The following is an 18,484-nucleotide window of genomic DNA, read 5'->3' on the forward strand; positions in this document are numbered from 1 at the left end:
GATGGCCGCAGCGGCTCCACAGCGGTCCCACCGTGGCTCACGACGACTCTCGTAGCGGCCCCGCGATGGCCCCACTGTGGCCCACGGTGGCCGACCGTAGTGGTGGCCCGCGGTGGTGGGTGGGCACGGGGGCGGTCGTGAGGGGCTCCGGGTGGTCCTACGGTGTGGCGGGCGAGGCCTTCGGGTGGTGTCTAGGCGACGGGCAGGTGGGCGGAGAGGTCGGCCCGGCTTCCACTCGCCATGACCCTGCCCTCCTCCTCGGCCCGCTCCCAGGTCAGCCGCCCGGTGGCCAGTTCGAGCCAGGTGAGCGCGTCGGTCTCGATCACGTTCGGCGGGGTGCCCCGGGTGTGCCGGGGCCCCTCGACGCACTGCACCGCGGCGTACGGCGGGACCCGCACCTCGACGGTCCGTCCCGGAGCCGCCGTGGCCAGCCGGTCGAGCAGGTGCCGTACGGCGAAGCGGGCGGCCTCCCGCTCGGGGCGCAGGCCCAGGTCGTAGGCACGCAGCACCACGGCGACGCAGGCCCGCAGCAACTCGGCGGTCGTCTCCCCGCCGTCGTAGGCGGGCTCGCCGAGCGCGACGAGCTGGGCGTCGAGGGCGGCGTGGACCTTGGCGGGATCCGGCTTGTGAGGAGGCACGTTCCCATCATCCCCCGGCTCGGGGTGGGGATCGCGACACACGCTTCACCGGGTGGGCAGACGTCGTTCACTCCGGATTCCCCCGGCCCTCGTAACGTCCAGCCGAACCGGTCGCACCACAACCTTGGAGGCCCCCGTGGCGAACGTGTCACCGCGCAGAGCGCTCCCCCTGCTGGCCAGCCCTCACGGGGGTGGACGCAGCGCGCTGACCTGCTGGTTCCGCTGCGGCAACCAGTGCGCTCACGACGTCCAGAACACCAGCGAGAACACCTACTTCGGTGACGTGGTCGCCGAGGTCGTCTCCCGCCGCGGGGTGCTGCGCGCGGGCACCCTCGGCGCGCTCGCGATCGGCGCCGTCGCGACGGGCGCGGCCCCGGCCCTGGCCGCTCCCGGCCCCGACGACGCGGAGCAGGCCTTCCGTCCCGGTCACGGCGGCCCGGGAGGGCACGGGGGTCACGGCGGCGGCAGGCTCACCTTCACTGCGGTCCCGCCGAACACCGACGACAGGGTGACGGTTCCCGAGGGCTACGAGACGGCGCCGGTGGTGCGCTGGGGTGACCCGGTGCTGCCCGACGCGCCCGCCTTCGACTTCGAGAACCAGAGCGCGGACGCGCAGGCCAAGCAGTTCGGCTACAACAACGACTTCGTCACCTTCTTCCCGCTGGGCGGCCACCGTGGCCTGCTCTGGGTCAACCACGAGTACACCGACGAGAACCTGATGTTCCGCGGTTACACCAACGGTGACGCCGCGACCGAGGAGCAGATCAGGATCGCGCTGGCCGCGCACGGCGGCTCGGTGGTCGAGATCGAGCGGGTCGGCGGGACCGGGCAGTGGCGGCTCGTCACCCGGGGACGCCGCCGCTACAACCGCCGGATCACCGCGCTGACCCCGATGCGCTTCACCGGCCCCGCCGCGGGCGGCGACCTGCTGAAGACCGCGGCCGACCCGGCGGGCACCACCCCGGTCGGCACGCTCAACAACTGCGCCGGCGGCACGACCCCGTGGGGGACGGTGCTGAGCGGCGAGGAGAACTTCAACCAGTACTTCGTCAACGGCAACGGCGTCCCCGAGGCCCAGAAGCCCTACCTCTCCCGGTACGGCGTGAGCCCCACGACCGGCGTCCCGGCGGGCAACCGCAGGTTCGACCGGGTCGAGGAGCGTTTCGACCTGGCCAAGCACCCCAACGAGGTCAACAGGTTCGGGTGGATCGTGGAGATCGACCCGTTCGACCCCACCTCGACCCCGATCAAGCGCACCGCCCTGGGCAGGCTCGCCCACGAGGGCGCGACGACCACCCTGGCCAGGGACGGCCGGGTCGTGGCCTACATGGGGGACGACTCCCGGTTCGAGTACGTCTACAAGTTCGTCTCGAAGAGGCGCTACATCCCCGGCTTCGACCGGCACAACCGGACGCTGCTGGACGAGGGCACGCTGTACGTCGCGAAGTTCACCGGGGACAGCCCGGCCAAGGAGATCGACGGCAGCGGCAAGCTGCCCTCAGACGGGAGCTTCGACGGCTCCGGGCAGTGGATTCCGCTGGTGACCGGCGGCATCTCGCACGTGCCCGGCATGACGGCCCAGGAGGTCCTCGTCTACACCCGGTCCGCGGCGGACAAGGTCGGCGCGACCAAGATGGACCGTCCCGAGGACGTGGAGCGCAACCCGGTCACCGGTGGCGTCTACGTGGCGCTGACCAACAACGCCAACCGGACCCCCGCGCAGGTGGACGAGGCCAACCCGCGTCCGGCCAACAAGCACGGCCACATCCTGGAGATCACGGAGCGGCGCGACGACGCGGGCGCCACGACCTTCTCCTGGTCGCTGCCGCTGGTCTGCGGCGACCCGAACGACCCGGCGACCTACTTCGCCGGGTTCGACAAGACGAAGGTCTCGCCGATCTCCTGCCCGGACAACGTCGCCTTCGACGGCGACGGCAACCTGTGGATCTCCACCGACGGCAACCAGCTCGGCGCCCACGACGGCCTGTTCGTCATGCCGGTCCGCGGTCCCGAGCGCGGCCACCTCAAGCAGTTCCTGAGCGTCCCGGTCGGCGCGGAGACCTGTGGCCCCCTGGTCAGCCCCGACCAGCGCAGTGTCTTCACGGCCGTCCAGCACCCCGGGGAGACCAACGGCGCCACCCCGGAGGCGCCGAGCAGCCACTGGCCGGACGGGGGCACCAGCCAGCCCCGCCCCGCCGTGGTGGTCACCTGGCACAGGAGGGGCGGGAAGATCGGCTCCTGACCCGATGATCCCGGTGCCGCCCGCGCCCATCTGGGCGGGGCCGCGGGCGGCACCGTACTTCCTCATCCCTGCGCCATCGCCGGTACGGCCTCCGCGGGCCTGTCCCCGTCCCGCCCCGAGCGGGACCGGCGCAGGGAGAACAGGCTGACCGGCACCCCGACCAGCACGATGAGCGCCGCGATCACCAGGGTCGTCCGGTAGGCGTCGAGGAAGGCCGTCAGCGGGCCCGCGCCGTCCGCGAGGAACGCCGTCTGCCTGCCGTTCAGGATGGCCCCGAGGATCGTGACGCCGAGCAGGCCGAAGACCTCCCGGGAGACGTTCAGCACGCCCGCGGCGATTCCGGCGCGGTCCGCGGGGAGCATGCCCAGGACGACCGTGGTGACCGGGACGAGCAGGCCGCCGCCGAGGCCGTACAGCAGGAACCACGGCAGCAGGTCGCCGAAGGTGCCTCCCTCGCCGACGAAGGAGATCCCGAAGATCGCTCCGGCCATCACGAGGAGTCCGGCCGCCACGGTCGGCGCGGTGCCGATCATCTGGCTGATCCGGGCGGACAGGGCGGCGGACACCGCCATCACCAGGGCCATCGGCACGAAGGAGGCCCCGGCCTCAAGGGGGGAGAAGCCCAGCGCGTTCTGCAGGTAGAGCGCGGTGAAGAAGTAGATCCCGAACACGCCGAACGCCCACAGCCCGATCGAGAGCATGCCGCCGCTGACCACCCGTGACCTGAACACCGACAGGTCGATCATCGGCTCCCGGCTCCGGCGCTCGATGACGACGAACGCGATCGCGAAGGCGACGGCCAGTCCGAACGCGCCGAGGATCTCCGGTGAGGTCCAACCGGCCCGGCCGCCCTCGATGAGTCCGTAGGTCAGGGCGAACATCGCCAGGCTCGACGTGGCCAGGCCGGGGATGTCCAGGCTGTGCCGTACGCGGCCGTCGGGGGTGTCCCTGATCGCCCAGAGGGTCAGGCCGACGGTCACCAGCCCGACGGGCACGTTGATCAGGTAGATCCAGCCCCACCGCCAGTTCTCACTGATGAAACCGCCGGTCAACGGCCCGAGGGCCAGGGCGAGCGCGCCGACGGAGCTCCACAGGCCGATGGCGGTCGCACGTTCCCTGGCGTCGGGGAAGACCGACCTGATCAGGGCGAGCGCGGTCGGGGTCAGCAGGGCGGCGCCGACGCCCTGGGCCGCTCTGGCGGCGATCAGGAGGCCGCCGGTGGTGGCCAGCCCGGCGGCGAGGGAGGCCAGGGTGAAGACGCTCAGCCCGAGCACGAAGATCCTTCGTCGGCCGAGGATGTCGGCCAGGCGCCCTCCGGCCAGCATCAGTCCGGCGAACACCAGGATGTAGCTGCTGACGATCCACTCAAGTCCGGACAGGCTCAGCCCGAGGTCCCGCTGGATCGTCGGCAGCGCGACGTTCACCACGTTGTTGTCGAGGTAGGTCATTATCAGGACAACGAAGGGTTTAACGAGACAGGAGCGTGAGCAGGTAAAACACAGGTCAAGGAAGGTCGCCCATGCTCAAGCCCCCGATGCCCCTCGCAGAAGCCCAGGAAGCTCATGTTGTGTTCATGAGGAGGGTGCGCAAGCTCTCCGAAGGAACCATCGGCAGCTATCGAACCACCTATAACACCCTCATCGGGCATCTGGAGGGCCTGACTGTCCCCGTGATCCCTCTCGCCCCGGTGCCCCTCACGACAGACCTTCTCGACCCCGAATTGATCATCGACTACTTCGCCAACTACGTTTCAGAGCACTGCAACGACGGCACTTACGCGATCAAGATCTCCCACGTGCGCAACATCATTAAGTGGCTGATGACGCATGAATACATTACCTGGGGACCCAACCCGGTGGACCTGCTAGGGGACCGCAAGGGCGACTACAAGCCCGCCAGGATCCGCCTCAAGGACGCGGAGTGGATGCTTGTTCTCAAGGTGGCGACCGCCCACCACCCCCGAGACAGGGCGCTCCTGCTGGCGGCGCGCATCCTCCCCAGGCGAATCAACGAGATCCTTGATCTCCAGTGGGGGGACATCGATTGGGAAGAGAGGGACATCCGATACGACAACAAGAAGGCCCGCAAGTACGGTCAGCAGATGCCCCTGGACCCTGAGGCGTGGGCGGTGCTGTCCGCCTGGAAGCAGACATACGAGGAACTGACAGGAAAGGAAGTCCGGCGCACCTGGTACGTCTTTCCCGCCTTCTTCGCTGCTGGATACGTCAAGAAGGGGCGTAAGCGTGACTACATCCTTGCCCCCACCAGTCGCATCACCACACCCAGCCGCCTCATCAGGGACCACCTGATGAACGCGGGCGTCTATCAGCGCCAGATGGGATGGCATAGCCTCCGCAGACTCACGGGCAACGCCGTACGGGCGGTGGCCAGGGCATCAGGCCGGGCGGATTCTCTCGAACTGGCCAAGGAAGCGCTAAATCACCAGTCCACGGCCATTACGAGCATCTACATGGATCATGATGAGCAGTACCAGGAGTACAAGGCGTGGCGGCTCAAGAATCGGATCGTGCCCGATGACCTCGCCGCCCAGATCCCCGAGCTTGCTCACCTGGTCGCCCCGCCCAGCCACCCGCAAACCTCAGTGACACAGGACACAGCTGAGGGGCTCGCTACCGTGGTCTCTCTCATGGACCGGCGGCGGACAGCCGGATAGCATGGGCATTATCTCCCGCGTCGCACGGCTAGCATCGCGGGGGATCTTGGGTCCTGGTTGTCATGAGCCCTGGCCCCGCCCGACCCCTTCCGGGGGGTCGGGCTTTTTCGTGCCTAGAGAGCACGGAAATGGGAAACTTCTACCCCCCAGCTGCGTCCTGTGTCCGAAATTTATCATTCGGTCCTATGGCGCTCAAGGTCAAGGAGTGTCTCCGTGGTCAAAAGCCTGCGATTTGTAGGGCTTGCCCTGGTCGCCATACTGGTGTCCTGCGCCTCGACGGCAGGGAAAACCCCAGCTCAGACCCCCCTGGCCTCATGCGCATCAATCCAGGAGGAAGTGAAGAAATACCCCAAAACGGGAGATTCTCCTGTCACTATGCCCGATAAGGATAGGCTAACCGTAGCTTACTTGATCATTGACAATCCGAACTGTTTCGGGCAGGAATTAATTGCCAGGGCAAAGGCGAGCCGGGATGAGATCCTTATGAGCCGTGAGGGATCTTGAGCCTCTGACCAGGGAGGATCTTGCCCGGGTCCGCGCCGATCGTGGCGCGGTTGGCCTCGTGGACCTTCTGCCACGTAGTGCCGTAGCGCTGTGCGATGCGCGCCAAAGTGTCTCCGGACTTGACGACATACGTCGTACCCGTGTCGGGTGTGTAACTGATCCTCCCGTATCCCAGCACATCGCCCGGGGATCGCGTTTGCAGCGCTACGCGGTCCACATGTCCACCCTTGCGTGTATTGCCCTCGATTGCCTCAATCCGGCCACCGGACAGCACGCGGACGACCAGGCCGACGTGATCGGCCTGCCCGTCGTCGTTCCAGTCGTAGAAGACCAGGGCGCCTACCTCGGGGCGCTTGGTCCAGCGCTTGCGCCTCTTCAGGTCCGACACCCACAGGGGGCAGCTGGCGAACTCCCCAAACTCCGCGACCATCCCCGTCCGGTAGCCCACGTACGTGGCGAACATCGCGCACCAGGCGGAGGTCTTGAACGGCATACGGTGTCGTGCGGAGTACCACAGGCTGAATGGGTTCGGACGGCTGTACTGTCCTTGCAGGCTCTTGGCGTAGGCCAGGACGTCAGTCGCCGTCGCCATCGGCATCCTCTCCGTCGGGGACCTCTACCTCAATCGGCTCTGGCTCCATCGGCCAGGCCGGATCCCAAAATTCGCTCACAGTCGATCCCTTCAATGAATGCGTAGTGTCCGGGCTCCCGCCCGCCTTGCGGGCGGTCGGGCACGGGAGGCCCCAGGGGGAAGGCATCGGGGATCCCCACTCCGCGGAGCCAGGACATGATGTCCGGCAGGCCTCTCATGGGGCCTGCGGTGAACGGCGCATCGCCGTTCACAAGAATCTGAATGGAGCCCTTCCGGGGGTGGGCGCTGTAGAGCCCTACACGCCCCGCAGGGAGCATCTGCACCACGTCCCCCTCCATGGGGTCCCAGACGAGATGCACGGGGCTTACAGAGGCATTCAGGAGCCGGGCAGCCAGCACGGCGGAATAGCTTGAGTCGAGATTGGCGCCTATCCAAAAAGCCCGCGTCGGCGTCTGGGCGCCTCCGTCTGTATAAGCGTGGACTCGCTGCGCCTGGGGCATCCAGGTAGGCACTCCGTCTCCTCCAAGGTGGTCTTAAGCGCTGTCACGGCTGTCTCCAACTTCGCCACCCGGTCAGCGAGGGAGCTGCCCCCGTTCGGGACAAGTAGCGCTTTGATCTCCTCTTGGAGATACGTCTTGAGACCCCGGACAAAGGTCCGAGTGGCCACAGTGCCGGCCGCGATTGCGGCAGCCACAATGAGGCCTGCGATAATCTGCGACCAATCCATTAATTCACTGTCCTTAGGGCAACCGTAAGAACGCCACCCCACACCGATCCGGCGCCCTGCGGAGGGGCGCTCTGGCGATACTCAATCTGCTCAATGGTCACGGGGACAGCCGTTCCTCGCCTTAGGTCCTCGAAAAGGACGACCTCACCCGCAGAGTCGGCACGCTCAATTGCCTCTAGGCGCTCCAGGCCAAAGCCCACATAGCCGGTCCTTTGGCCATCCTCGGTAATCTCCTGGTCATAGCACCGGAGGGGGATCACATATTGCCTAGGGCGCGGCCCACCAGGCAGCGCCTTCACCTGATACCCTCGGAAGATCGGGGATTTGCTGCTGTCTAGAGCGCTTCTCGACAAGGTGAATTTCAGAGAGATGTATTCCTGCGGGCCGCTCGGGTAGTTGATCGGCAAATCATCGTGCGTCCGATTGTCCGTGGACACGGACGCAAGCTGATACTCATTTCCGCTCGCATCGATTGACGCGATACTTACCGGACCAAGGAGTTGGGCCTTGATGTTGAATTGCTTGAACAGCTTGGGCCACAAGGTGTTATAGCGAATCCGGCCGGTCTGGAACCAGCCGGATTCCTCCACGTCTGAGCCATCCTCGAAATAGAGGCCGCTTCCATCGACGCCGATCGCCAGGCGGTCAGATGTGCCTAGGGTCGTGACACCCGTGACTTCATTGCTGCTAGACACACGCAAGTCTTTAGCCCATGGATAGCGTCCATTCGGCAGGGGCGCGGAGAGGTCAATCCGGATCAGGCCTGACCCGCCATCGACGAATGCGCCCGTATATGTGGCCCACACGTAGTGGTCCTGGGCGACGAAGTCCCGCACAGGGTTAGGGGTCTCGATCAGGGGGCCATACTCCAGATTGCCGCCTTCCCGAATGAGGGCGATCCGCACTCCGCGGTTCGTGCCCATGCACATAAAGGCACCCAGGTATGAATACAGGCTCATCCCCAACTCGTTCCGGGGAAGCTCTGCCGCCGTGGTGGCGGCAGAGAGGGCAGGCACGGCGCCCGTGGTGGTGAGCGCAAGCTTAAGGACGCTGCTCTCGGTGCCGTAGTACCCGATGGCGTAAATGGCCTCAGGCCCATCCGCAATATCCGTCCAGGCGTAGCTGGAAACGGGATGCGTGTAGGTGGGCGTCGTCGGCAGGGAGTAGGGGGCGGATCCGACAGGGGGTACAAGCTCATAGAGCGCGCTATCCACTGCCGCCATGATCCGGCCTTTCACCCAACGGCAGATCACCCGAGCAGCGGAAATTGTCCACAGCTTAGATCCTGTGGTGCCACCGAGGGCACCCCAGTAAATGCCGTCCGCAGCAGAGGCGTACCAGTTTTTGCCGTCCGTCGTGATCGATTGGATGGTCCCGGATCCACCCCAGGTGATGGAGTAATAATCGCCGAGAACCTCACCATACATTCCCAGCTTGTTGCCGTCCGTGTAGAGGACGTAATTGAGGCCTCCGACCTCCACCCCCAGGCAAAGGGTGGGACCGGTCGTGGGCTGCTGAAGGTATGGGTAGCGCAGTAGCGTTAGCTGACCAGGGGTCCAGGGGTTGACGCCTTCGGCATCAGCGAAACGGAATTCTGCTGTTTCATCGAGGCGCACGTCGGAATTTACGATGCCTGTGCCAAGATGCCACGAGGATTGGCTACGGAGCCACCAGCCAGAAAGGGACTGCTCGCCTGGCTCTGCCGCACTGTCGAATTGATCCTTCCGAAATTGGGCGGATGATCTAGTCAGGGGAGAATCCGGAGAGATGCTCCCCAGGAAAGGCACGCCGGCAACAGCATAGTCATAGACATTGTAGTAATCCTGATAGGGGCCACTGCCGACGCTGGCGACACGGGAGAGCACACCGGGGAGCGTGCGGATAATGAGGCTTCCGGAAGTTGCCATTAGATCAGATAGGCCCAGAACTGCCCGCCGACGACCGTGATATCCACTCCCGCGTCATATCTGAGATAGACGCGCACAGAATGCGATCCCGAGCTGGGCAGGCTGCCATGCCAAGAATATTGAGCCATGGCGCCGTACTGCGTGGATGGAACGGAGCTGACGGGGAAACCGCCATTGGGCTTGGGAACGATCGACGAGCCGTTATCCCTCACGTCCAACACCAGGGAGCCGCTAGCCGACGGGGAGGTCAAATATAGATGTAGGTGGTAGGCAATCCTCGTCGCTCCAGACGGCCAGCTAGACGGAGAAGAAAAGGAAAGCGCCAAAGATGAGACTTCGGAAAAGCTTCCAGAAGGGGAAAAAGTGCCGGACATCGTCGCGGCCGGAGGCCACCACTGGGCACTAATCACGCCTCCGCTAGCCGCGTCCGTGTGGGTATGCTGCGCGTTGACGAAGCTCCCGATAGTGGGAGTAGTGAGCACCCCGCCATTGATGGTGGGGGAGGTCAGCGTCTTATTGGTGAGCGTCTGAGATCCATTGATGGTCGCCAGTAAAGACGTGTTGGCGATCCCGTGAACCCCCGTCGTCTCCCCGACGTGATCCTGAATATCCTTGAAATCCCGGGCACTCACAGCATGCGCAAAAGCAGCCCCACTCGAATGGGGCTGCGCTGGGGTGCCGTCAATCCCTCGGCTGACCGTGAAGTTCGTCCCCGAAATCAGGGTGACCTCCACCAGCTCCTCCTGGGCGGTGCCCGCCTCCAAAACGGCCGTGAAGGGCACGGAAGGATACCCAGACACCGAGGCGACTGGGATTGTCGTAGAGCTATCCGAAATGGCAGACGTGATCGTCGTCTGGACAGCAGTGTTCGAGTAATGGCGAGTCAATTAGATGTACCTGTAGTGTGCGGAGACCGGATCGGACCTAAGGAGACGCTCCCGCTCAGCTGTCAAGGCCAACTGGTAGAGCTGCATGTAATGCCGTACGGCGCTTTGAGTAGCGCCAGGCTGGACCAGCTGTCCGCGAAGCTGCGACTCAATTGCCGCTAGCTGGAGGCGCGGAGCTTCCAGCATGCCGACCAGACGGAAAAGAGCGCCATACACAATGCAGTCCTCAGCGGAGGCATTCAGGCCGGTAGCCGTGGCGAACTCCGTGGAAGAGTCGGTGAACGGCGCCGGAGGGCGCTGATAGACCACACGCACCGTACGCCCGGGGAGGGGCGCCTGATACAGGTCCAGGCTCTTTCCGGTAGGGAAATCGTCCGTGCTCGCTGCCGGATCGAAACGCCACCGGCTGACGGGAATCCATCGCTTGGAAGGCCCAATGTCCTGCCAGGAGACCCGATGCACTTGCTCAGCTTCGGCAGGGATTTCGTAACTAACCCTGGTGGCGACGGCTGGAAACTCGTACGTCTTGCGCGCGTACAGATCCGGATAGACGCCTGAGATGGCGTCATTGACTGACGCGCGGATCAAGGCCCGGGGGAAGCGCGGATTGTTGACGATCATGGCGCCCGCATCATGGGCGCTGGGCGCCGACGTCTGGACTCCCCGGCCATATGGGGCGATCGTCACGGAGCCAGAGCCATTGTCCACCGCGGACACCCACAGCAGCTCATCCCCGATCTCGATAAGGCCCTGCGAAAGCAGCTTCGGCTCAAAAGCTTGAAGGGTGAGATCCGTGTCGGCGATCCCGGCCACCAGGTGCGTCTGCTCGGCTTGATCCCGAGAGGCGCCTTGGAGGGTGGCGATGATGCGGTCAGTGATGGATGCGAGTGTGCTCATGGAGAGATTCGGGATAGGGCCTCGGGGACACCGAGGCCGGTTGTGCCAGCAAGCGCATTGGCGACGCCTTGAAGGGCGACGCCGGGGAGGGACGCCTTCGCCTGGAGAGCGCCCACGACCTCTAGACCGACAGTGCCCGCGTAGAGATTGGCTGCCCCGGCCTCCCCGAGGCCGGACGTACCGGCCAATCGGTTTAGCTCGCCCTGAATATCAAGGTGAGCCATAGGCCACCCCCGTCCTGTCGGACTCCCGCACGGCACGCTCCACGTCGGGGCGAGCCGTGCTGTCCGGCTGGATCCCCTGGCGCCGTGCGTCGGCGTACGCCGTCAGGTCCCGAGTCCAGGCCTTGCCTGCCGTGCGGTCCCATCGGGGATTGGTGGCCGAGCGGCAATCCGTGACAGCCAGTCTCTTGCTGCGGAGGTACGCCCCGTAGGAGGCGTACGATTCGCCGTCTCGGATGTACGTCACTTGTCCAGCCACTTGAGCTTGAAATCCGGATAGCCGCCGTAGGCCTCTTCCAGGTCGGCCACTCTGCCGACGTATGGCGACTCCCAGGTCTGGCCCGCCTTGACGCGGATGGCTGCAGTGCCATCCGCCCACTGGACTCCATCGATTTCCGTCACCGGAAAAGCGGTGACCGTGATCGTAAAGCGCTTCATTCAATCTCTCTCAGGGTGATGTACGCGCCGAATCCGGCATCAGTGAGTTCCTCTGCGGCCTCTGGCGAAATCGGGTGGATGCGTCCGCCCAGGTACACCATGGAGGCCTCCTCCAGCTCCGTCTGGGCTGGGTAGCGAGACGAGTAGTAAGAGCCGTCCGGACGCCGGATGATGCTGATCCCTCGATGCAGGCCGAACCGGCGCATAAGCGAACCCACTCCAAGGGGCGTCTCCTGGATTGATGGCGTCTGCAGTACGTACTGACTGCGGAGGCGTACGTCTACGCCATCCCCCATCTCCCCGGACGGGATGCCCGTCAGAAGGAGGGTGATGGGGTAACCGGTCTGAATCCCTGCCGCCCCGAATGCCGAAGCATCCGGAATCCCGGGCGGGGAAATGAACTGCTGGATAATGACCTTGGCAGCACCCCAGGATTCAGCGGATGAAATCCCCGGGGGGCGGAGGCCGGCATCTACGACAGAAAGGCCGAAGGCCTCCGCGGAGGGAACTCCCGTGAGGGAAATCCCTAGGCCGATCTGGGCGAGACCGAAAGCCTCCCCTCCCGCAATCCCCGAGAGGGAAAGGGCCTGAGGAGTTGGGACGGCAACCACCGTCGCCCCCCATGCTTCCCCGGAGGAAATCCCGGAGCCTGTGATAGGCAACACGCTACTGGCTACAGCGACCGTAACCCCAGCGCCGTCATCAATTGTGGCAGGCGCGGAAAAATTCAGGCTGGTAGTGGCGCTGCCACTGGCGAGATTTCGGGTGGCTACGCCAGTCACACGATAGGAGCCCAGTTGTACGGACGATCGTGAAGTGAGGCCACCTGGGGCGGTGAGGGTCTGGCCTGTAGTCGAGGAGGAGAAGTCGCCGATGGCGTAGCGAATTTCCACGCCTGTAGAGCCGGGAGGAGTCAATCCCGGCGTGGAAATATTGGGTGTCGAGTAGGAGGAACTGGTGGCGAAAACGGGCGAAGGCGTAGCCGTGGCTCCCTGGATAGCCACAATGTGCACCTGACACCCCACACCACTGGTGGACTGGCTAAAGGTGTAATTCGCTGGCTCGCTGGAACCGGCGACCTTCCAGAATATCTTTGCGGAGACATAGCTGCTGCCCAGTACTTCGGCCCCCAGTGCCCAGGCCGCCCCGCCCGTGGGCAGGCCCATACTGGCAGACTCCGACCGGTCGCCCATCTGGAAGGCGACCAGTAGATCACCCTCGACGGCTCCAGAAGGGCGAGACGCAGTGAATGATTCGACTTCGGCAGTGGACTGAGCCGCCGATATAGACCGGTAAGAAGCAGGCACTTGAGCCTACAGCTTGAAGATCTTGTTTGCGCCGTTGTCGAAAGTGACCGTGATGTCGCCGCCATTAGGGGTAACCGGCAAGCCGGTAGCCGTGTCGATGAGGCCAATTAGAGGGCTAGTGCCAGCCGTCCCGGTGTCCTTGGCAATGACGAGATGGGCACAAGCGGCGCCAGCTGCTACCGCTGAATAGGTGATATCCGCAGCATCGGCCACACCCGCCGTGGTGGTCTTACTGGAAAGGTTGGCACTCGTGGCCACGAGTGTCCCGCCTCCACCGCCAGTGATGTCACTCAGGAATTCATGGGTGCTGGTATTGGGGGTATAGCCGCGGACGAGGTAAATCTTGATGTTGTCCGAAGCCCACGAGATCGCCCCCGTCAGAAACTTCTCGCGGCCCTTGTCGTACAAGGTGTTGCTCATGTGGAGACTCCATAGAGAAAGGCCCCAGCCGGGAAGCTGGGGCCTTTCTGACTACTTAGACTTAGGCGATGGAAGAAGCGGCTTCAATGCGGATCAGCGCGGCCTCACGGAATCGCGCCCAGCCGAGGAAGGCCTTCCATCCCATGCCACGGAACCGCTGGAGCTTGTCAGTGACCGGGGAGATCACAATCTCAGGCTCAGAAATGACCGACTCGGCAAGGGCCTCACGGCCCAACATGACATTCCGGTAAACCCGGGCACTGCCAGAGCCGTCCGCCGCGTATGGAATGCGCGGGCTCTCCACGTAGTAGGCGCCCTCGTAAATCCCAATGGTGGAGGTCCAAATGGCCTCAGCACCGGAAAGGTTGTGAGGGTCACGCCAAGCGGCAGCCCCAGTTTCGGCCTTCAGGTCGTGCGAGACATCTGGGTGAATCAGCATTCCGTACAGTTCACCCTGCCGAGGCATGACCTTTCCGGAGCGGAGCTTAGCGACAGCCAGACGCACCATAGGGGACGTCAGAATGTCGCCGGAAGCGACCGCACCAGTGGTGCCAGCACCGCCAGAGATCATGTTCGACTTGAGGGTGCCGCCATTCCTGCGGACCACATTCGTACCGCCCGCAAGAACGGGCGAGACGAGATTGTCGATGCTGTCCCTCATGTTGTAGGCGAGGATATTAGCGGTAGCCTCGTCCACGTCAGAAATTGCAGTGAGCTGCAGCTTCCGCGTCAGGATGACCACATTGCCGTATTCCCGCATGGTCACAGAAATCGACGTGGTGCTAGGCACGCCTACCGCATCCGGATCAGTGAACTCATCAAGCTCTGCGGTCTGCGGAGAAAGATCGTTGTAGAACTGCCAAACGACAGACGAGCCGGGGGCCGTAGGCTGCTCTACCCGAGAGTCCGCGAAAGAGCGGAAGAGGGGCATGGAGCGGAGCTGAAAACGGACGTACCTGTCATACGCCGTTTGCACCAGGGACGTGCCCAGAGAGGCAACATCGGTGCTGGTATAGACATTACTCATGATTACGGCGGAGCCTTAACCTCCGCTAAATTGGGTCATGCAGTCTCCCCCCTGATAAGGGCCTGGAGCTGCTCAAAAGTCAGGCTTGGATCGTTAAGCCTCATCTGCAGATCCGTCTGGGCGCCCTGTGATTGGGCGCCCGTCGCCGCAGTGTTTTGCATACGGGCAAGGGCGGCATTGTCGGCATCGGCCGGCATGTGGCCTGTAGCGCCCTGAGACGCATTCTGAGAAGCGTTCTCGGCGGAGACGCCGAATACATCGCCATACTCCTGCAGCCACTCAGAGACGCCCTCGGGCGTCGCTGCGACATCTGCCGGAATCAACCTCGCGACCTTGGCGGGCACGTTCCGGGAACTCAAAACGCCCTCAATGGTGTTCTTCCTGAGCTGGGCTTCTGCCTCGTCAGCACGCTTAAGAGCAGCCTTCTTTTCGGCTGCAGCCTTAACGATCAGCTGACGCAGATGCTTAGGCAGGGACTTGACGCCGGACGGCTGCGCATCGGTGCGCCCACCCTCTTCGGTCTCCTCGTCCTCAGACTCAAAGTCGTCCCAGTCGTACTCACTCATTTACTTCCTACTCCCATTAGTAATCATGGTTTGCGCGGGCCACAGCCATTGCATGGGGGGGCTTTGGCTGGCTCCTGCTACCGGACTAGATACGCATGACAGGGCCGGTTGATCTGTCTATGGGCTCCCTGCGAAGGAATCGAACCTTCGTTGCCGGATCCAAAGTCCGGCGTCCTGCCGATTGGACGAACAGGGATTGGCGAATTGATGGACTCGCCGGGCCTAAGCGGCTACGGTGTCGGGCGTGACCGACACCAGATGCCCCCGATGCGCGGGCGCTTACAAAGAGAACGGGCCTCCTGGGGGATCCCGGCTCACCGTCAAGAGGAACGTCTTGATCTGCGGGTCCTGCTGCGTGGACGAGGCTTATAGGGATGCCACCGGAAAGGCGCCGATCCCTCCCGAGGAGTGGCCTGTCAGGCCAGATGAAATGGTGGTGGATTGGCAGCAGCGGGCACTGGGCGAATGACGCTCACTCCCCGCTGTTCGGAGAGCGAGTCGTCATCACAGATGCAGGGAAAGTTGCCCTGGAAAATCGGGGCGAAGGCGACTAAATTCCAGTAAACTACTATTGCTTGTGGACCCTAGGGGGGTACGCAAGAACTGCCGCAGAGGGCCTCCGTAGGAGCCAGCCGATTAGGGTATATGGTGACCGCAAGGAGGCCCTCTGTTTTTTGTGGCTGGCCATGCAGGAGTCGAACCTGCGCCCGCGGATTAACAGTCCGGCGCTCTGCCAGCTGAGCTAATGGCCATTGAATAGGCGAAGAAGACCTCTCTTCGGGGGGTCTTCTCGTTTATGGGGCATGTCATTCTGGAGCGAGAATTGCCCTGATGTCGCTCTCCCGGTAGCGGCGTTGATTGCTGGGGGTCCTTACCGAGGGAATGCGTCCGTCCCTCGCCCATCGGGTGACGGTCTTGGCGTCCACGCCGAAGATCTGGCCGACCTCCCTGGAGGTCAGCAGCCGCTCAGCCGTCCCGGCCTCGGTGATGAAGATACCGTTCCGCTTGACGGCTACGATCTCCGCACCCGACTCCGACATAGAACCTCCCCAGCGAGAAGGCCTCTCCGTGAACGGAGAGGCCTTCTGTCATGAGCCCTAAATGGGTAGAGATGAGGCGCAGGTGCCGTTTTCCGCAAGTAAAGGGATGCGAAGACTCGGCCAAAGCAGAAAGAAAGCCAAAAAGCCAAGGCCAGCCAAGCACCTTAAACGTTACGAGGCCAAGTGAAATCAAAAACCTCGAACGCAGGTTGACGCCTCATCCGTGCGGACGGGAGGAATCGAACCTCCAACGCCTGGTCCCAAACCAGTCGATTTACCATTAACCTACGTCCACTGCACGCCCCGCCCCCCGAGGCGGGGCGTGGTCTTTATTTCGCCCTCCCGGCCATGATGTCCGACCAGAGCTGCCGCATCTCGGAATGTGTCCCACGGGAGGTCTCATGAGTGACCTTGATGCCATCGAGGCGGGTGGTCCGCCTGACGAAGGCAGCGCCACCGGCTTCGATTAGCTCGTATACCGGAGAACCGCAATAGCACGTGTAATTAGCTACACGCTCTTTGGCGCCAGCCGGAAAGGGCTGCTGCCAATCCAGCCGCCGGAAATCCTTCTGAGGGAAGGGCGGCGGGTGGGCCGTGAGGCCGGGGCATTGCTCGGTCCGAACCTGGGATTGAGGGCGCTTGGTCACTCGGGGATCCTCAGGATCGCGTCCACCGCCCGAGGGGCCTTGCGTTCGATCTGGATCCTGTCCCGGCGTGGATCGCCAAGGGGTATCGGGATAGAGATCAAATAAGATCCTGAGTGATCCCCGACTGTCACCGTGGCGATTAGCCGTTCGTAGCGATAGACCCACAGTTCCGGGGGAAGGGGGGCGGCAGGGGGCGCGATGATTCGGGGCCGGTCCCCACTGGGCTGGGCGGGCACGACGTCGGCGAGCTGCTCAGTGTCGGTGTCCTGGAGGGGCTGCCGCTCCCCGGTGGAGGAGAAAGCCAGTCCCACCCTGGAAACAAGGGTGACTCGGCTGATCCTTCCCGCCCCGGCCAAGACCAGCGTGTGCTGGAGGCCCGTCAGAGCCTTCTCCTGGCTCTCGACTGACAGCTTTTCAATCGCCTCCGCCAGCATCGCTCATCCCTTCGCCGTCCATCTCATTGCGCAAGAGAGACGGTAGGGACTGGCGATGCTGACGGTGTGCACACTTCGGTCACATTCTCGCGGCGCCCTCTCCCATGATGCGATCCAGGCGCCGAAGCGTCGGATTGTCTCGACGCAAATGGTGCCTAATGTGTCGATGTGTCTCCATCGCCGCCGGATGGAATCGGGTCATTTGGGGAGCAATTTCCCCAGCCCTCACCAAGCGGGATGCCGCTTTCTGATAGGACCCAGCCAGCAGCAGAGCCCTGGACATGTCCAGGTCGTGATGTGCGCGGCGCTCCGCGTAGAGGTGCTGAGGGAGCACGAGGCCGGAATCCCGGCGGATCGCCTCGTCGGGGTCACCCAGCTCCGTGGCTACTGCACAGCCGTGGATGGCGGTGTTCGCGGGCGTGACTTCAGCCCCGTAAGGATCGCGCCGGAGAACCTGCGTCACCCGCTCCGCGGCCTCGGTGGCAATCCCATGGTGCTCCCAGGCCTCCCCGGCGTGACCCATCCTGGCCGCCGCGATGGCGGCCCGCAGGCGCAGCGCACCCAGAACAGAGAGCCCTTCAGGGGTGGAGGTATCCACGCGCGCTATGGCCGGACGCAGGATGTTCAAGGCGATGTCACTCGATCCAACGGTCAGCATCAGAAGTGACTGTCCCAGCACCACGAGGCCGGGGATGTCGGGATTGTCGGCGCGATCTGCTGCCCAGGATGCCCTATCCAGCGCGACCTGGGCGAGGTCGAAGTATCCCAGGCGCCTCGCCAGGGAGGCCGCAATGGCGTAGCCATGGTTCAGGGCTCTGTACCCCTGGGGAGTGCCGATCTCGGTAGCTGTGGCGACCAGCTCCTCTAGCACGGAGGGGAGAGCCGCACCCAGGGCGGTGTGATCGGTGTCCTCCTGCATCCTTTGTAGACGGCGCAGCTCCACCACCAGAGTGGGCAGAGGCCTGGGAGGCACATCCGGTGGGGGCAGGATGCTGGGGTGGGAGAGCGCCCTCCGCAGAGGAGGGATAAGCCCGTCGAGAGGCTCGTATGGCTGGCCCTGGAGCCAGGCCACATCCACGCCGCATACACGGGCGACGGCGCCGATCAAGGCCTGAGAGGCGGGCTTGGCTCCCCGCTCGACGTGGGCGAGCAAGGAGCGGCTGACGTTGATTTTCAGCGCCAGGCCCTCCTGTGTGAGCCCCCGGTGCTTCCGCGCCTGGGCAATCCTTATCGCTGGAGTGTCCTCGTTCGCCATGGTGGTCCGCCTTCACTATTCCTGTGATTTCAGGCTACCCACCAGAAGTGAACGGCTTCCG

Annotated in this window: 16 protein-coding genes and 3 tRNA genes; 2 read left to right on the forward strand and 17 right to left on the reverse strand. The window is 63.9% G+C overall.

The window, feature by feature from the left end:
- Positions 1 to 191: 191 nt before the first annotated feature.
- Positions 192 to 638, reverse strand: coding sequence for a sterol carrier family protein (locus ABZ470_RS23590; protein ID WP_362913835.1), 447 nt, complete (start codon positions 636 to 638; stop codon positions 192 to 194).
- Positions 639 to 774: 136 nt separating this feature from the next.
- On the opposite strand from ABZ470_RS23590, the gene ABZ470_RS23595 reads away from it, so the two are divergent.
- Entirely contained in the window at positions 775 to 2,880 is a 2,106-nt protein-coding gene (locus tag ABZ470_RS23595; protein WP_362913837.1) for a PhoX family phosphatase, read from the forward strand.
- Between the two features lie 62 nt (positions 2,881 to 2,942).
- On the opposite strand, the gene ABZ470_RS23600 is transcribed toward ABZ470_RS23595, so the two are convergent.
- On the reverse strand, positions 2,943 to 4,382 hold the full coding sequence (locus ABZ470_RS23600) for an MFS transporter (protein ID WP_362913966.1): 1,440 nt from the start codon (positions 4,380 to 4,382) through the stop codon (positions 2,943 to 2,945).
- A gap of 17 nt (positions 4,383 to 4,399) precedes the next feature.
- On the opposite strand from ABZ470_RS23600, the gene ABZ470_RS23605 reads away from it, so the two are divergent.
- Positions 4,400 to 5,554 (forward strand): tyrosine-type recombinase/integrase, encoded by a 1,155-nt coding sequence (locus ABZ470_RS23605; RefSeq protein ID WP_362913839.1) that lies wholly within the window; start codon positions 4,400 to 4,402, stop codon positions 5,552 to 5,554.
- Positions 5,555 to 6,035: 481 nt separating this feature from the next.
- Here ABZ470_RS23605 and ABZ470_RS23610 read toward each other — a convergent pair whose 3' ends face one another.
- The 15 genes from ABZ470_RS23610 to ABZ470_RS23680 all read right to left on the reverse strand — a co-directional run bounded on the left by ABZ470_RS23610 (position 6,036) and on the right by ABZ470_RS23680 (position 18,423).
- On the reverse strand, positions 6,036 to 6,650 hold the full coding sequence (locus tag ABZ470_RS23610; RefSeq protein ID WP_362913841.1) for a LysM peptidoglycan-binding domain-containing protein: 615 nt from the start codon (positions 6,648 to 6,650) through the stop codon (positions 6,036 to 6,038).
- Positions 6,651 to 7,376: 726 nt separating this feature from the next.
- A complete protein-coding gene (locus ABZ470_RS23615; RefSeq protein WP_362913843.1) occupies positions 7,377 to 9,242 on the reverse strand; it encodes a hypothetical protein in 1,866 nt (621 codons plus the stop codon).
- Between the two features lie 41 nt (positions 9,243 to 9,283).
- Positions 9,284 to 10,018: a hypothetical protein gene (locus tag ABZ470_RS23620; RefSeq protein ID WP_362913845.1), complete on the reverse strand. Its 735-nt coding sequence runs from the start codon at positions 10,016 to 10,018 to the stop codon at positions 9,284 to 9,286.
- A 153-nt stretch (positions 10,019 to 10,171) separates the two neighbouring features.
- The gene (locus tag ABZ470_RS23625; protein ID WP_362913847.1) at positions 10,172 to 11,068 is read right to left on the reverse strand and encodes a hypothetical protein; all 897 of its coding nucleotides are present in this window, start codon (positions 11,066 to 11,068) and stop codon (positions 10,172 to 10,174) included.
- A 464-nt stretch (positions 11,069 to 11,532) separates the two neighbouring features.
- Positions 11,533 to 11,727, reverse strand: a complete 195-nt coding sequence (locus tag ABZ470_RS23630) for a hypothetical protein (protein ID WP_362913849.1) — start codon at positions 11,725 to 11,727, stop codon at positions 11,533 to 11,535.
- Positions 11,724 to 12,893: a hypothetical protein gene (locus tag ABZ470_RS23635; RefSeq protein WP_362913851.1), complete on the reverse strand. Its 1,170-nt coding sequence runs from the start codon at positions 12,891 to 12,893 to the stop codon at positions 11,724 to 11,726. Before ABZ470_RS23635 ends, ABZ470_RS23630 begins: the two co-directional genes overlap by 4 nt.
- Positions 12,894 to 13,040: 147 nt before the next feature.
- Complete coding sequence (locus tag ABZ470_RS23640) at positions 13,041 to 13,454, reverse strand: hypothetical protein (RefSeq protein ID WP_362913853.1); 414 nt, start codon at positions 13,452 to 13,454, stop codon at positions 13,041 to 13,043.
- 61 nt (positions 13,455 to 13,515) lie between these two features.
- A complete protein-coding gene (locus tag ABZ470_RS23645) occupies positions 13,516 to 14,481 on the reverse strand; it encodes a N4-gp56 family major capsid protein (protein WP_362913855.1) in 966 nt (321 codons plus the stop codon).
- Between the two features lie 35 nt (positions 14,482 to 14,516).
- Positions 14,517 to 15,047, reverse strand: coding sequence for a hypothetical protein (locus ABZ470_RS23650; protein ID WP_362913857.1), 531 nt, complete (start codon positions 15,045 to 15,047; stop codon positions 14,517 to 14,519).
- Between the two features lie 124 nt (positions 15,048 to 15,171).
- Positions 15,172 to 15,243: transfer RNA gene (locus ABZ470_RS23655), tRNA-Gln, on the reverse strand.
- A 481-nt stretch (positions 15,244 to 15,724) separates the two neighbouring features.
- A tRNA-Asn gene (locus ABZ470_RS23660) sits at positions 15,725 to 15,799 on the reverse strand.
- Positions 15,800 to 15,853: 54 nt separating this feature from the next.
- A complete protein-coding gene (locus tag ABZ470_RS23665; RefSeq protein ID WP_362913968.1) occupies positions 15,854 to 16,036 on the reverse strand; it encodes a helix-turn-helix domain-containing protein in 183 nt (60 codons plus the stop codon).
- A gap of 275 nt (positions 16,037 to 16,311) precedes the next feature.
- Positions 16,312 to 16,382 (reverse strand) — tRNA-Pro (locus ABZ470_RS23670).
- A gap of 348 nt (positions 16,383 to 16,730) precedes the next feature.
- A complete protein-coding gene (locus ABZ470_RS23675) occupies positions 16,731 to 17,168 on the reverse strand; it encodes a hypothetical protein (RefSeq protein ID WP_362913859.1) in 438 nt (145 codons plus the stop codon).
- A gap of 79 nt (positions 17,169 to 17,247) precedes the next feature.
- Entirely contained in the window at positions 17,248 to 18,423 is a 1,176-nt protein-coding gene (locus ABZ470_RS23680; RefSeq protein WP_362913861.1) for a helix-turn-helix transcriptional regulator, read from the reverse strand.
- Between the last annotated feature and the right edge of the window lie 61 nt (positions 18,424 to 18,484).

This window comes from Streptosporangium sp. NPDC020072, from assembly GCF_040631445.1.
Taxonomy (GTDB): domain Bacteria; phylum Actinomycetota; class Actinomycetes; order Streptosporangiales; family Streptosporangiaceae; genus Streptosporangium.